The 14,209-nt window shown below is 36.2% G+C and carries 16 protein-coding genes; 4 read left to right on the top strand and 12 right to left on the bottom strand.

Annotation, left to right across the window (positions count from 1 at the left end):
• Positions 1 to 12: 12 nt before the first annotated feature.
• Complete coding sequence (gene glmS, locus F5ESL0259_RS03160) at positions 13 to 1,824, bottom strand: glutamine--fructose-6-phosphate transaminase (isomerizing) (RefSeq protein ID WP_122037442.1); 1,812 nt, start codon at positions 1,822 to 1,824, stop codon at positions 13 to 15.
• A 345-nt stretch (positions 1,825 to 2,169) separates the two neighbouring features.
• Here glmS and F5ESL0259_RS03155 point away from each other — a divergent pair, with 345 nt between their 5' ends.
• Positions 2,170 to 2,415, top strand: a complete 246-nt coding sequence (locus F5ESL0259_RS03155; RefSeq protein WP_147446420.1) for a hypothetical protein — start codon at positions 2,170 to 2,172, stop codon at positions 2,413 to 2,415.
• A 115-nt stretch (positions 2,416 to 2,530) separates the two neighbouring features.
• Here F5ESL0259_RS03155 and glmM read toward each other — a convergent pair whose 3' ends face one another.
• From glmM to murB, 4 genes are read right to left on the bottom strand one after another with little or no spacing between them, the layout of a single operon-like run.
• Positions 2,531 to 3,883, bottom strand: coding sequence for a phosphoglucosamine mutase (glmM, locus tag F5ESL0259_RS03150; RefSeq protein WP_122037440.1), 1,353 nt, complete (start codon positions 3,881 to 3,883; stop codon positions 2,531 to 2,533).
• A gap of 20 nt (positions 3,884 to 3,903) precedes the next feature.
• Complete coding sequence (locus tag F5ESL0259_RS03145) at positions 3,904 to 4,881, bottom strand: YbbR-like domain-containing protein (RefSeq protein WP_122037439.1); 978 nt, start codon at positions 4,879 to 4,881, stop codon at positions 3,904 to 3,906.
• Positions 4,878 to 5,723: a diadenylate cyclase CdaA gene (cdaA, locus tag F5ESL0259_RS03140; protein WP_122037438.1), complete on the bottom strand. Its 846-nt coding sequence runs from the start codon at positions 5,721 to 5,723 to the stop codon at positions 4,878 to 4,880. The genes F5ESL0259_RS03145 and cdaA overlap by 4 nt, the downstream gene beginning before the upstream one ends.
• Positions 5,724 to 5,767: 44 nt before the next feature.
• Positions 5,768 to 6,667: a UDP-N-acetylmuramate dehydrogenase gene (gene murB / locus F5ESL0259_RS03135; RefSeq protein ID WP_122037535.1), complete on the bottom strand. Its 900-nt coding sequence runs from the start codon at positions 6,665 to 6,667 to the stop codon at positions 5,768 to 5,770.
• Between the two features lie 99 nt (positions 6,668 to 6,766).
• On the opposite strand from murB, the gene F5ESL0259_RS03130 reads away from it, so the two are divergent.
• Positions 6,767 to 7,300, top strand: coding sequence for a 3'-5' exonuclease (locus tag F5ESL0259_RS03130; RefSeq protein ID WP_122037437.1), 534 nt, complete (start codon positions 6,767 to 6,769; stop codon positions 7,298 to 7,300).
• 31 nt (positions 7,301 to 7,331) lie between these two features.
• Here F5ESL0259_RS03130 and tsaE read toward each other — a convergent pair whose 3' ends face one another.
• From tsaE to F5ESL0259_RS03115, 3 genes are read right to left on the bottom strand one after another with little or no spacing between them, the layout of a single operon-like run.
• Complete coding sequence (gene tsaE / locus F5ESL0259_RS03125) at positions 7,332 to 7,805, bottom strand: tRNA (adenosine(37)-N6)-threonylcarbamoyltransferase complex ATPase subunit type 1 TsaE (RefSeq protein WP_122025887.1); 474 nt, start codon at positions 7,803 to 7,805, stop codon at positions 7,332 to 7,334.
• Entirely contained in the window at positions 7,795 to 8,793 is a 999-nt protein-coding gene (gene pta / locus F5ESL0259_RS03120) for a phosphate acetyltransferase (protein ID WP_122037436.1), read from the bottom strand. Before pta ends, tsaE begins: the two co-directional genes overlap by 11 nt.
• An 11-nt stretch (positions 8,794 to 8,804) precedes the next feature.
• Positions 8,805 to 9,500 (bottom strand): uracil-DNA glycosylase, encoded by a 696-nt coding sequence (locus F5ESL0259_RS03115; protein WP_122037435.1) that lies wholly within the window; start codon positions 9,498 to 9,500, stop codon positions 8,805 to 8,807.
• A gap of 180 nt (positions 9,501 to 9,680) precedes the next feature.
• Between F5ESL0259_RS03115 and F5ESL0259_RS03110 the strand changes: the two genes are divergently transcribed.
• Both F5ESL0259_RS03110 and F5ESL0259_RS08955 read left to right on the top strand, forming a co-directional pair.
• Positions 9,681 to 10,556: a Cof-type HAD-IIB family hydrolase gene (locus tag F5ESL0259_RS03110; protein ID WP_122025879.1), complete on the top strand. Its 876-nt coding sequence runs from the start codon at positions 9,681 to 9,683 to the stop codon at positions 10,554 to 10,556.
• Positions 10,557 to 10,566: 10 nt separating this feature from the next.
• Complete coding sequence (locus tag F5ESL0259_RS08955; protein WP_158593805.1) at positions 10,567 to 11,088, top strand: hypothetical protein; 522 nt, start codon at positions 10,567 to 10,569, stop codon at positions 11,086 to 11,088.
• Between the two features lie 70 nt (positions 11,089 to 11,158).
• Here F5ESL0259_RS08955 and F5ESL0259_RS03105 read toward each other — a convergent pair whose 3' ends face one another.
• From F5ESL0259_RS03105 to F5ESL0259_RS03090, 4 genes are all read right to left on the bottom strand, one after another.
• Positions 11,159 to 12,415 carry an ATP-binding cassette domain-containing protein gene (locus tag F5ESL0259_RS03105; protein ID WP_122037434.1) on the bottom strand — a complete coding sequence of 419 codons (1,257 nt, stop codon included), beginning with the start codon at positions 12,413 to 12,415 and terminating at the stop codon, positions 11,159 to 11,161.
• Between the two features lie 6 nt (positions 12,416 to 12,421).
• A complete protein-coding gene (locus F5ESL0259_RS03100) occupies positions 12,422 to 12,727 on the bottom strand; it encodes an ABC transporter ATP-binding protein (RefSeq protein WP_122037433.1) in 306 nt (101 codons plus the stop codon).
• A 204-nt stretch (positions 12,728 to 12,931) separates the two neighbouring features.
• Entirely contained in the window at positions 12,932 to 13,324 is a 393-nt protein-coding gene (locus F5ESL0259_RS03095) for a MerR family transcriptional regulator (protein WP_122037432.1), read from the bottom strand.
• Positions 13,325 to 13,337: 13 nt separating this feature from the next.
• Positions 13,338 to 14,192: an aldo/keto reductase gene (locus F5ESL0259_RS03090; protein ID WP_122037431.1), complete on the bottom strand. Its 855-nt coding sequence runs from the start codon at positions 14,190 to 14,192 to the stop codon at positions 13,338 to 13,340.
• Positions 14,193 to 14,209: the final 17 nt, after the last annotated feature.

The raw sequence follows: 14,209 nt of genomic DNA, 5'->3' as shown, positions 1-14,209 counted from the left end.
AACTCAAAAAGTTTATTCTACAGTAACGCTTTTCGCCAAATTACGCGGCTTATCAACATCTAGTCCTTTATCTTTAGCTGCAAAATATGCAAATAATTGTGCTGCTACTACACTAACAAGTGGCGAAAGATAATAATTAACTTCAGGTAAAACAATATCATCGCTAGGTTTAGCTAATGATTTACGCGCAATAGTAATAACAGTTGCACCACGTGCAATTACCTCCTGAATGTTTCCCCGCATCAAATCCGCCGTAACAGGGTCATTAATTAAAGCGACTACAGGCGTGCCTTTTTCAATCAATGAAATTGTGCCATGCTTTAATTCTGCTGCCGCAAAACCTTCTGTTTGAATATAAGATACTTCTTTAAGCTTAAGGGCAGCTTCCAAAGCGACCGGATAATCAATACCCCTGCCAATATAAAATGCATTGCGACTAGGTATTAAATCTTTTTGTGCTAGTTGCTCTATTTTAGCTTGACTGGAAATCACTTGTTCAATTCCTTCTGCAGCTAAAGCGAAATTCTTTTTCAAGTCAAAAGCTGCAGCATCTTTAACACCTAATTTTTCTCCTAATGCCTTGGCAACTATAGCTTGAACGGCAACTTGGGCAGTATAAGCTTTAGTTGAAGCTACAGCAATTTCGGGCCCAGCTTCAAGTGACATGGCATAATTAGCTTCGCGCGCTAAAGTAGAATTGGGAACATTCGTCAAAGTTAGACTAGGAATACCACGTTTAATCGCTTGTTGCAAGACAACGCGTGAATCAGCCGTTTCACCTGATTGCGATAAGAAAATAAAGAATGGGTCTTTTGACATCATTGGAAAATGGTAACCTGCTTCAGATGCAAATCCTACTTCAGTTGGAATCTTAGTCAGCTTTTCAAAAAGTTGTTTACCAATTAAGCCCGCATGATAACTGGTACCAGCAGCAAAGATATACAGTCTATCTGTCTGAGATAGAGCATTAATAATTTTAGCATCTACTTTAGGGTCACCATTTTGATCAAGATAATGTTGATCTAAGTGCCGTAAAACACTCGGCTGTTCACAAATTTCTTTAAGCATGTAAAATTCATAAGTACCCTTAGAAGCAGCATTTTCATCAATATTTAACTCATAGTGCTGATGATCAACCTTTTGACCTGCAACAGTTTCAAGCCGATACCCATCTTGCGTAATGTCTCCGACTTCACCATCTTGTAGATCAACGAAAGTTTTGGTTTGATCCAATACTGATAAGGCATCAGATGCGATAACATTAAAGCCATTACCAAGTCCCAGCATCAAAGGAGATTTATTTTTAGCAATAAAAATATGATCTGGATTTTGATTGTCAACTAATAAAAGAGCATATGATCCCTTAATCACTTGTAGAGCCTGCTTTAGAGCCGTAAAGGCATCTTCATTTTTTTCACGAGCAAATTTACTAACTAATTGAACTATTACCTCGGTATCAGTGTCAGACTTAAAGGTAACATCATTTAAGTATTGCTTTTTTATTTCTTGGTAATTTTCAATTACGCCATTATGAACCAGATAAAAGCGTTCAGTTTCATCAAATTGGGGATGAGCATTAGTTTCAGTGGGCTTACCATGTGTTGCCCAACGAGTATGACCAATTCCAATCATACCCTGCTCTTCTGGAGTCATTTTGTTCTTCAAGTCCTCAATACGACCAGCAGTTTTAGTTAAATATTCTTTTCCTGCCAAATCATTGAGGTAAATTCCTGCAGAATCATATCCGCGATATTCAAGCTTAGACAACCCATTTAAAACAATTTCTCTAGCAGACTTTCCAACTATGCCAACAATTCCACACATATTCTTCTCCTTTGGTCTAGTAAAAATAATTAATTTGGATTAATTAGTTAATTCAACTTACGTATGGAATATTAGCCTTTTTTAACAAATTGGTCAAGCAATATTTTAAAAATTGGTCTATACAATAATGTAAAATTACTATTACTAACACAAAAGTTTGCCCAAAATAATTGATGACAGTTATACCTTTGTACAAGCTGAAACAGTCAAATAAAAAGCAATAAAAACTTGTTTGTTTTAAGAGACGACCTTAAAACACCGCCTCGTCAAAGTCTAATACCGTATACCAATATTATGACTGTAAAATTTGTGAATGACGCATATCTTTATAATACAAAAGGAGAATTGGGAGACGAATCAAGATTTAGACCTGGTGATACGGTTTCGGTTACAAGTTTAAGATATATATGGGTTCCAGAAGATAAAAAAGCAGAGCTGTTTTATGAAGTTTTAGATTCACCTTCATCAGTGTTAAACTGTAATTTTGTAAAGGTTTCTACTGCTAAATATATTTTTGGTAAACATTTAAAGCCAATAAATACAGCAGCTGATGTCACGCCAGCCAACACAGAAAAAGACGTAAAAGAATAATACAAATATTTTTGAGTAAAGTTTGTATAATAAGACCCCAAAATTGACTTCAATTTTGGGGTCTTATTATTATTTACCTGCTTTTTAACTCAAAAATGCAATGGGTTTATTTTACTTACACGCCCATTTCCTTTTCAACTACATCAGTTATTCTCTTCACATAGGCATCAGTTTCCTCTTGGGTTGGTCCTTCAGCCATTACACGCAAAAGTGACTGTGTTCCGGAAGGTCGCACTAATACTCTACCATCGTCACCCATATCGTTTTCAACCTCTTTTATTACATCTAAAATAGGTTGATGTTCTTTCCAGGAGTTCTTATCTTTTACCGGAACATTTACCAGACACTGTGGATATTCTTTAAAATCAGTTAGTAACTCAGTTAGAGTTTTGCCAGTTCTTTTCATCACTAACATCAAATGTAAACCTGTTAGCATTCCGTCACCTGTATTATGATAATCACTCATAATCACGTGACCCGATTGTTCTCCACCTAAATTATAGCCATGCGCACGCATTTCTTCTGAAACATAGCGGTCGCCTACCTGAGTCCGGACATTTTTAATGCCACGCCTTTGCAACGCTTTAGTAAATCCGAGATTACTCATTACAGTGGTAACGATTGTATCTTTTTTCAAACGACCACCATCTTCCATATAGCTGCCGAGTATATACATAATGTGGTCGCCATCAACTTCATGACCATTTTCATCGACAGCGATACAACGATCAGCATCACCGTCAAATGCAAGACCAAGTTGTGCACCCTGTTTCACTACTTCTTCCTGCAGTTTTTCAGTATGAGTGGCTCCAACGTGATCATTAATGTTAAGGCCATCGGGATGAATGGCAATAGTAGTGAAGTCAACACCACAATCAGCAAATAACCGTGAAATTAGGCTGCTGGCGGCACCATTAGCACCATCAATCACAACCTTAATGCCACTAAGGTCTTCGGGAATAGTATTTTCAATAAACTGTAAATATTTGGCACTACCTTCATGAAAATCGGTGACAGAACCCAATCCTTTGGCAGAAGGTCGAGGTAAACTATCTTCAGGGGCATCAATCAATTTTTCAATTTCGCCTTCCATTTCGTCCGACAATTTCAAACCATCGCTGCCAAAGAACTTAATACCATTGTCTTCCACAGGATTATGGGAAGCAGAGATTTGAACACCTGCATCAGCGCCTTGAGCACGAACTAGATACGATAATCCCGGTGTAGTAATTACACCTACTTCCAAGACCTCAATTCCAACAGAAAGAAGTCCCGATATTAAGGCATATTCCAACATCTGGCCAGAAATCCTCGTATCACGAGAAACCAAAACTTTGGCCTGTTCTTCTTTAGACTTGTTTTTAGTTAAGACGTAACCACCGTCTCGCCCTAGTTTAAATGCCAATTCAGGAGATAAATCTTGATTAGCCACCCCACGAACACCATCAGTGCCAAAATATTTTAACATTACTAAACAACCTTTCTTTCTTATTTATCAACATTTTGTGTGTCTTTTGTATTTTCTACCTTTATATCAACATTGATTTGCCTTGGATTCGATTTAACTACACCGTCAGGTAAATTGAAAGTAATAGTTTTGGTAGCAGAAACATTAACAGAACCTAAATCAATGGGAACTTTCAAGCGCTTAACTTTCGCCAGAGCATCTTCATTGCCATATAAAGTTACATATTTAGTTTTAGCAGTCAATGAGTAAATTTTATTTGTTTTTTCATGTTCAGGCTCAAGCTGAACTTTTACTACTTTTTTTGCCGTTGTAATAGGTATTGTTACTTTAGCAGTTGCAGGATCAATTATTACATTCAACTGTCTGCCCTTATTATCTACTGCAATCAGGTTTACCTGGCGCTCATAAGTGTGATCAATACCATTAGGTAAAACCACCCTGGCAACAATCTGATCGATTTGATCAACTTCTGAGCGCGCCCCAGTTACCTCCACCTGTTGTGGATAAACACTGGAATGACCTCTCTGATAACCAGGGGCTACAGCACCCTTATTATACTCTATTTGTACAGGCATTGTAGTTGACTTACGTCGCTGAATGTCAACAGTAATATTTCGCGGCTTGACTGAATAAGATATTTGCTTATTAATGCCATTAATATGAATTTTGACATTATGCTTACCAATGCTTTTTTTCGTCAAGTCAATGTAAGCTCTAAAATTTTGGGTATTGATCGTAGAAGTAACAAGTGCCGTAGACCCTTCCAAAGTAACACTAACTCTTTCGGGATAGCCTACAACGTAATACTTATCGGTATCAACTGAAACCTGCAAAGGTACTTTGATAGTTTCAGTCTTATTAGCAGTTTGCTTTGTCTTTTCAGTTTGTCCCTGAGATAAAAATCCTTCTTGGGTAGAATTGACATAAATAACTAATAAAACTGCAATTAAAAGGGAAACCAGCCTGATAAACCAAGATTTTTTCCAAAACTCTTTCATCGGTCAGCACCCCATTTCCATATTTTACGGATAATTTTTTGATACCATTTATCATTATCATTTATCTTTGGTACCAGTTCAGCAGTAAGATATTTTAGATATTCATCCCGAGTCATATCGACCATAAAGCGACCGTTACGGGTAATTGTTACCCCACCTGTTTCCTCCGACACAACGACGGTAATTGCATCCGTCACTTCGGAAATACCTACAGCAGCCCGGTGACGGGTTCCCAATCTTTTAGGAATCATACTATTATCTGAAAGTGGTAAATAAGCTGCTGCCACTGCAATTTTGTGATCCTTGTTAATAATCACGGCACCATCGTGTAATGGAGTATTAGGAATAAAAATGTTAATTAATAATTCTCCTGTAACATCGGCGTTAAGCTTGATCCCAGTTTCAATATAATCTTCCAGGCCAGTTTCTTGCTGGATAGTAATGAGTGCCCCAATTCTTCTTTTTGACATATATTGAATAGCTTTGTCAATTTCATTAATAAACTTAATTGATTCGCTTCGAGCACTGTCCTCGCGACCGCCAAAAATTGGCAGGCGTCCTAAATGTTCGAGACCACGTCTAATTTCTGGTTGAAAAATCACAATAATTCCAACTACAGACCAAGAAACAATTTGGTCAATCAGCCAAGTCGTGGTATGTAGTTGCAGTATCCCTGCAATAATACGCACGATAAAAATCAGCACAATTCCCTTGGCTAGTTGGACAGCCTTAGTTCCCCTGATTAAAATAACTAAGTGATAAACTACAAACCAGATAATCAGGACATCAAGAATCGTAGATAAGTTGCCCCAAGTAAAAATATGTGCTCCGCTAGTTTGCATAAATACTCCTTTCTCTAATGTGTGAACATAATAATTGTAGCAGTTTATTCATCAGGTTCGCCAATTATTCTAACTTCAGTTTGCAAATCCAAACCAAATTGAGACTTAATTTTTGCCTGTATCAGATGAATTAAATTGAGGTAATCAGTCGCAGTAGCATTACCCTTATTTACAATAAATCCGGCGTGCTTGGTGGAATCTTGAGCGCCACCAATTTGCTTACCTTGTAATCCTGCCTTAATAATCATTGGACCAACATAGTGACCGGCCGGTCGTTTAAAAACACTGCCACACGAGGGGTATTCAAGCGGCTGTTTATATTTACGCAAAGCATTAAGATAATTCATTTCTGCTAAAATACGACTTTTGGCAGATCTTTTTAATGCAAAAACAGCCTCTATAACGATATCACCATTATCCTGGACTAATGAATGTCTATAAGAAAAATTCATTTCAGACAAAGAATATTGCTTTATTTTTCCCTTCCGCGTCATCACCTTGACACTTTGAATAACGTTACTAGTTTCACCTCCATAAGCACCAGCGTTCATGAAAACTGCACCACCAACACTTCCTGGTATCCCAGCTGCGAATTCTAACCCACTTAGGCCATGATGTGCAGCTGTAAAAGCCGTATCCACAATAGTGGCTCCTGATTGAGCAACAACTTGATTACCTTCAACCTTAATTTGGTTCATCGCGGTTAATATTAAAACCAGACCTGAAATACCACCATCACGTATTATTAAGTTAGAAGCATTGCCTATTACAGTTAAGGGAATCTTGTTATCATAAGCAGTAATTACTAAATCTCTTAATTCACTTTCACTGTGAGGAAAAGCAAGTAATTCAGCTGGACCTCCTGTTTTCGTAAATGTGTATTTACTAAGTGGAACCTGTTTTTTTATTTCTAAACCTTTTTTGGTTAAATCTGATAACTTCAAAACCAAAATCCCCTTTTATCTAATCTTTTTCTATTTTACCTCATTCAGTTAAGAGCTTCATCATATGTTATACTAAAATTAAAATTTAAAGGAGATAACATGAATTTTATTGCGATGGATTTCGAAACAGCCAACAGACACCCTGAAAGTGCCTGCTCTTTGGCCTTGGTAATGGTTCGCAACAACCAAATTGTAGATCGCTTTTATACGGTAATTAATCCGCAAATGCCTTTTGATGCACGCAATATTCAAATCCACGATATCACTGCAGAAGACGTTAAGGATGCCCCGACTATGGCTGAAGTCTGGCCTAAAATTAAGGCACTTTATCAGCCTGGGATGTTGGTTACAGCGCACAATGCTCGGTTCGATACTAATGTAATGCGTCAAAGCTTAGCTCGCTATGATATTCCTGAACCGCATTATTTCGTCATCGATACCTTGCAGACCAGCAAATTATTTGAACCCAAGCTACCTAATCTCAAACTGGATACAGTTTCTAAAGCTCTTAATGTGGAATTATGGCACCATCATAATGCTCTTAGCGATAGTGAGGCCTGTGCAGGTATTTTGATAGCGCAAAATGAAAAGTATGGAGATGAAGCTCTTAAAGGTTTGGTCTACCAAATATAAGCAAAAAAGCAGGGTTTAAAAACCCTACTTTTTAAGTTAGAAGCCGCAAAATATTTTTGACCCATTGTTTATATCTTTCACCCTTTGCCTCAAATTCAACTACTCGTTTAGTTGAAGACCAGCTATCATCTACTCTTTTAATGGTCAGTTGTAAAAATTGCTCAGGAAGTTCTTTTTGAATTACGTCTGGCCATTCAATTACCACTATTCCCGGTTCAGACAAATAGTTAGTCAAATCGATGGAAGATAAATCATCATTTTCTAAGCGATAAAAATCCATATGAAATAATGGCAGCTTGGCTTCAGGATATTCCCTCACAATAGTAAAAGTGGGACTTTTTACTGGGCGTTTAATTCCTAGAGCCCTGCCAATTCCCTGAGTTAAAGTCGTTTTACCAGCTCCGAGATCGCCATTTAGCAATAATAAGTCATGTGCCTGGGCAGTCTGAGCAATAGCTGCACCAAGCTCCTGCATTTTCTGAGCAGAATCAATACTAAGCTTCATTGTTTTCATCCCTTAATAACGCCTGCGCAGCAGTTAAAATTGCGATATTATAAACGTCCTGTGTACTGGCACCGCGTGACAGGTCGTTAACAGGTTTCTGTAATCCCTGCAAAATAGGACCAATAGCTGCAAAATTGCCCAAACGCTGAGCAATTTTATAGGAAATATTACCAGATTGCAGTTCAGGAAATATGAAGATATTTGCTTGGCCCTTTATTGCGGAATCAGGAGCCTTTTTAGCCGCCACAGCCGGCACAAAAGCGGCATCGAATTGTAGTTCGCCATCTGCTGGAATTTCAGGATGTTCTTTATGAAAAAGCGCAGCAGCTTTCTTAACTTTGGTAACCATATCGCCTTTAGCTGAGCCTTTAGTTGAAAAACTCAAAAATGCAACTTTAGGATTTATATCAATCATTTTGGCGGTTTGAACTGATTGGTATGCAATTTCCGCCAATGTTTCACTATCTGGCTCTAAATTGATAGCACAGTCTGCAAAAATATATTTCTCATCTTGGCGTTCCATAATGAAACTGCCAGAAACGCGCTTCATCCCTTCAGTTGTATGAATCAATTGTAGAGCAGGTCTAACCGTTTCAGCGGTTGAATGAGTTGCTCCAGATACCATGCCATCGGCCAGACCCATTTCCACCAACATAGTACCAAAATAATTGGGCTCATTTAATATTTCAGCAATATCAGACTGCGGGACATTTTTTCTACGTGCCTTTATAAAGCTTTGTACCATCGCCTTTTTGCTTTTATAGTGAATCGGATCAACTATTTCTAATTCGTTAAAAGCTAAATTGTTTTTGCGGATTGTATTAGTTATTACTCCGGCATTACCTAATAAAATAGGTTTAATAATATTTGCCAGGGATAACTGACTGGCTGCATTTAAAATACGTAAGTCGTTTCCCTCCGGAAAAACTATTTGATATACTTTTTTCGAATTTTGCACCTTATTTTTTAATAGATCAAAAACGCTCATTTATCTCCTACCTATGCTAAATCTGCTTGCGTAACCTTTGCCGGTAATTGCCAATCAATTGGGGTTTCTTCGAAATTTTTCAGCGCTTCATTGCAACGCGAAAACGGTCTTGAACCAAAGAATCCCCTATCAGCTGAATATGGACTTGGATGAGCTGATTTAATCACAAAATTTTTGTCTTGGTCAATTAAAACGATTTTGTTTTGAGCAAAACGCCCCCACAAAATAAAGACTACTTTACCACGATCACTCAAAGCTTTGATAGCGGCATCGGTCACGGCTTCCCAGCCCTTTCCCTGATGACCATTAGCATGACCATAAGGAACTGTCAAAACAGCATTTAACAATAATACTCCCTGATCTGCCCATTTTTTTAAGTAACCGTGATTAACTGGACGGCAACCAACATCATCATATAATTCTTTATAAATATTTTGAAGGGAAGGAGGCAATTTCACTCCCGGATTAACCGCAAAACTCATTCCAGTTGCCTGACCAGGATTGTGATACGGATCTTGTCCTAAAATCACAACTTTTGTATTTGCAAACGAGGTTAGTTTGAAAGCAGTAAAAATATGATACATATCAGGATAAATTTTCTTTGTAGCATATTCTGTTTTTAAAAATTCATGTAATTGCTGATATTCTTTGCTTTCGAAAATGGGAGCCAATATTTCATCCCAGTCGTTACCAATAAACTTTTTCATTACTTCAACAGGCCTCTCTTTCACTAACTTTTATGGTATCATGAAATTAATTATCGATGTGGTGAAATTTAATACATTTTAGCTCTTTTTATCATCTAAAATTATAAAGTAAGAATTTCTTCATATATGGTAATATGGTAGATAAAGAAATGATCTGTAACTAGGAGGAGTTAATTATCTGTGATTAAATTAGTAGCTTGTGATTTAGACGGAACCCTGTTTAACAGCGATATAAGAATTTCAGACGAAAACGTGTCTGCAATTCGCGCAGCACAAAGAAATGGAATTGAATTTTTAGTAGCTACGGGGCGTGCACCACGGCAATCACGGAAAACTATTAGAGATTATGGTTTAAAAACGGGTTTTATTAATATCAATGGTGCATTAGTATATGACGCGAATGATGATTTGCAGATTAAGCATAAATTGCCTAATGAGAAGGCACGTATAATCGCAAACATTCTTGAACAAAACAATATTTATTTTGAATTGGTTACCGCTGAACAAATATATTCAAGTGATATCAGTAAACGTGTGGTTAACTTGGCTCGTGCACTAATGACTCTGAATCCAGGAGTAACTTTTAAAAAAGCAGTTGCAACAGCGGCTGGTAGTAATGCTATGTTTAGCATGACCTTGGAAAAAAACTTTGACAAATTGTTAACTAACCCTAAAACCGAAATTATGAAAATAATTGCCTTTGATGCACACGGACCTGCTGCTTTTACCAAAGTTAAAAAAGAAATCAAGGGTGTAGACGGTGTTGTTGTGACGTCAAGCTCTGCAGCTAACATTGAGATTAATGATATTAAAGCACAGAAAGGCCCTGCCCTTTTAGATTATGCCAGAAAAAAGGGTATTAAAAGAGAGGAAGTAGCCGCAATTGGGGATAATCTTAATGATGCCAGTATGATTAGGGATGCCGGCGTAGGAGTAGCTATGGCAAATGCAGTACCCGCTATTAAGAAATTAGCACAAGTCCGGACTAAATCAAACAATGATAATGGAGTTGCTTATATTTTAAGGAAATTTATTAAAAATAACGCAAAAGAATAGAGGTGCTTAAATGCGCTACTTATTGGAATTAACTCAGAAACAGGAATATGGTCAAATACCTGTTGCAAATGAAGAAGACCAAATTGAATATATTATTCAAGGTAATTTAGATAATCCTAATCACACCCTGTACTTAAAAAGGTTTACCGGCAAAGAAATAGGACGGCTGTACACTGATGGTAATGGCATTATCTCTTCTTACACCATTGATGTGGTTAATCATTCTTTGGTCAAAGTTAAAAGATTAAACAATAAGGTAGCTAACCTTTTCTATGTTACTCGTTTAAACTACATAGTTACTGGCAGTATAAAAAAAGGAAGTTATAAATTTCTTTTTGGGCTAAAAAAAGTTGCTACTGTTAAGACTGTTGTTCGCAATGAGGGTGTCGTTTTAATTTGCGATATTGATCGTCCTGAAGACGTACCCTTTATATTATTATGCGCCACGCTTTTTACTCAATGGCACACTACTCCGCTACGACTGCCAACTTTTCCACCCGTTGGTCGTAAATATAATGTTAATTTTAATTAAAAAGGCGCTACTTGCATGATAGCTTAGCTAAACTGCTAGTAACGCTTTTTTTAGGCTAGTTTACAAAATATTATTTTAATAGCAGATTTTTGAAGGAAAAGTTAGCAACTTCTGCACTTCGATGTGAAACAACAATTACGCTTTCCACCCTATTTAATAATTTTTGCAATAAATCTTGTGCTGTTTTCAGGTCAATACTGGAAAAGCTCTCATCCAGTAAAATTAATTTACCCTTAGTATCGATTAGTCTAGCTAACGCAATACGTTGAGTTTGACCGCCAGATAAGGAATTATAATGCCAATTTTCATTAACTTCAAAATCTTGTTTTACCCTATCTAGACTTGCTTTATTATAGTTTCGTCCCAGCAAGATATTATAATTAATACTGCGAGGAAACACTGTCACTGTCTGGGGCAGATAGATAATTATTGAGTTTATTACGTTACGGGGTATAACAGTAATATTGGTCCCATTTAGTAAAATTTCGCCTTTAGTAGGAGTAAGTTGACCCGTTGCCAATTTAAGTAACGTGGATTTACCCCGGCCAGAAATCCCATTTAATTTATAAAAATCGCCTTTTTTAAAGACATAAGAAAAATTATGCAGAATTTTTTCTTTTGCATTAGGATATGAAAAGGTGACATTTTTAAATTCCAGTGACTGAAACTCCATTGAAAAATTAGTTTTAACAAAATTGTCATTTTCACTTTCCTCTTGTCCTTTCAGCTCATTAAATTTAGCAAAAATACTGGAAGTAGAAAGCAATTGTGCAAAGTAACGATTAATAATTCCGGCAGAGTCAAAAACCTTAGTAGCTAATTCAGCAGTGGACAAAATAGCACCTGCACTAATTTTTCCTTGAAAATGAAGAAGTCCTGTAATACCTAGAATAAGAAGTTGACTACCAATATTGATTACACCTGTAATAATATCCACAGCGGAACGTCTGACAGTGTTATGTACATTTGCCTGCTTTAAACTTTGTGATCCCGTCGCGACTAACTTCTTGATTTCACCCAAAGCGTTAAAAGCGTATAGAGTATCATAGCCGTGTAAACCGCTACTAGTAAATTTTAAAAAATTTTCGTTAGCCTGAGAAATTTTAGTAACCCCTGCTGTCAGAAATCTTTTGCAAAAACGCGGGACTAATATAATCACTAAAACTAATAAAATAGCTGCAAGAAATAGAATATTGCTATAAAGGTATAAAGCTATTAACGCAAAAATTGCATTACCACTAAAACGTACTATTAGAAAAAAGGTATTCAGACCTTCTTTTTGAATTAAATTGACATCATTTTGCAGGTAAGACTCATAATAATCCACTGGATTTTATTTAAATTCATTTTGAGAAAGTTTAATTAGACTAGTAACAATGTCATTGCGAATATTGCTAAGAATATCTTGTATAACTGTTTCTTGAATATAACTTTCCAGAAAAGAAATAAGAAACGTGAGAAACCAAAGTAAAAAGATCACTACCAACATGCTAACAAAAGGCCTAATTTTGCCGGCAATTAAATAATTTGCCAGTACGGCCATTTTGGTAGCAGCCAAAACTTGCAATACAGAATTTACTAAAAGTAATAGACAAGATGTTATAACTGCAAATGCATGTTTTTTGAGATAATGATACATTTTGGCCCTCCTTTATTAGTTCACATGGCAGTAAAATAATTTCAGCAAAATCTTTAATTATTTTTTAATTTATTAGTAATATTAACAAATTAAATTATGCTAAACAAGATATAATTGTAATTGTTCCAAATTTAACTTCTAACCAATAACAAAAACACTCCTAAAATTACTAATTAGTTTTAAGAGCGTTTATCGTGGCAAGGCTTAAATGCGTTTTTCATATGCCAGTTTTTCTTTTTCAAAACTTAACAATTGATCATCAAAATGATCAATTTTATAATCAAGATAATTAACTGTTTTTTTAATATTTATAATTTCCTTATTCAGCTGGCTTCGCTGCACAATTAGCAAATGCTTCCGTATTTCTGCAGTTGAAGAGTATTTCATATATAAATTGACAAACTTTTTTAATTTTTTGATAGACATACCTGCTTTACGTAAAACCATAATGTAAAAAACCCAGTTTTGTTCTTTTGTGTCATACACGCGATAGCCATTTTTGTCTCTTTTAACAGTAGGTATCAGCTTTTCTTTTTCCCAGTAACGTAAGGTATCTTTAGATAAGCTAAATTTTTTACTGATTTCGTTTATTGTCAAAATTCGTTTTCCTTTAATCTACGTTTCTAATTAAATCATGAATATTTTTCACTGATGCTGGATCACGATGATCAAAAAACTGACTTTCATTTTTATCCAGATTTTTTATTTGTGCCATTTCTGCTTGATTTAATTCAAAGTCAAAAATTTTACTGTTTTCTACCAAGCGATCGTGATGAATTGATTTTGGAATGACTACTATTCCTCTTTGAACTAACCAGCGTAAGATAACTTGACCAGTTGTTTTATGATGATCTGCAGCTATTTGCCTAATTAGTGAATTAGTAAACATATGATGCTTTCCTTCCGCGAAAGGTGCCCAAGCTTCGGGTTGAATTTTATTTTTTTGGAGGAAAGAAACTTCTTTTGCTTCTTGCATCCAAGGATTAATTTCAATTTGGTCAACAACAGGACGGATATCATTATACAAACTTAAATCGAGAACACGGTCTGGTGAAAAATTAGAAACTCCAATTGCTCTGATAATTCCGGCCTTATATACTTCTTCCATTGCACGCCAGGAACCATAAACATCACCATAAGGCTGGTGTATTAGATACAGATCTAAATAATCAAGCTGTAATTTTCTTAGAGAATTGGTAATTGCCCGTTTGGTTGCCTCATAACCTGTATCAGATACCCACAATTTAGTGGTGATAAACAAATCGCTTCTATCAACTCCACTGTTTTTAATGGCCTTTCCTACAGCCTCTTCATTACCATATGATGAAGCTGTGTCAATTAGACGATATCCTATTCGGATTGCATCCTCAACTACATTTTCAGCCATAGTCGGGTCAGTTATTTGAAAAACGCCTATACCTAGAGTAGGCATTGATATACCATTATTTAGTGTTGTTTCTTTCATTTTGGTACTCCTTTATC

Source organism: Lactobacillus sp. ESL0259 (assembly GCF_003693045.1).
GTDB classification, from domain to species: Bacteria; Bacillota; Bacilli; order Lactobacillales; family Lactobacillaceae; genus Lactobacillus; species Lactobacillus melliventris.
Note: the sequence above shows the minus strand (reverse complement) of the source record. Positions and strands in the feature narration are given on the sequence as shown.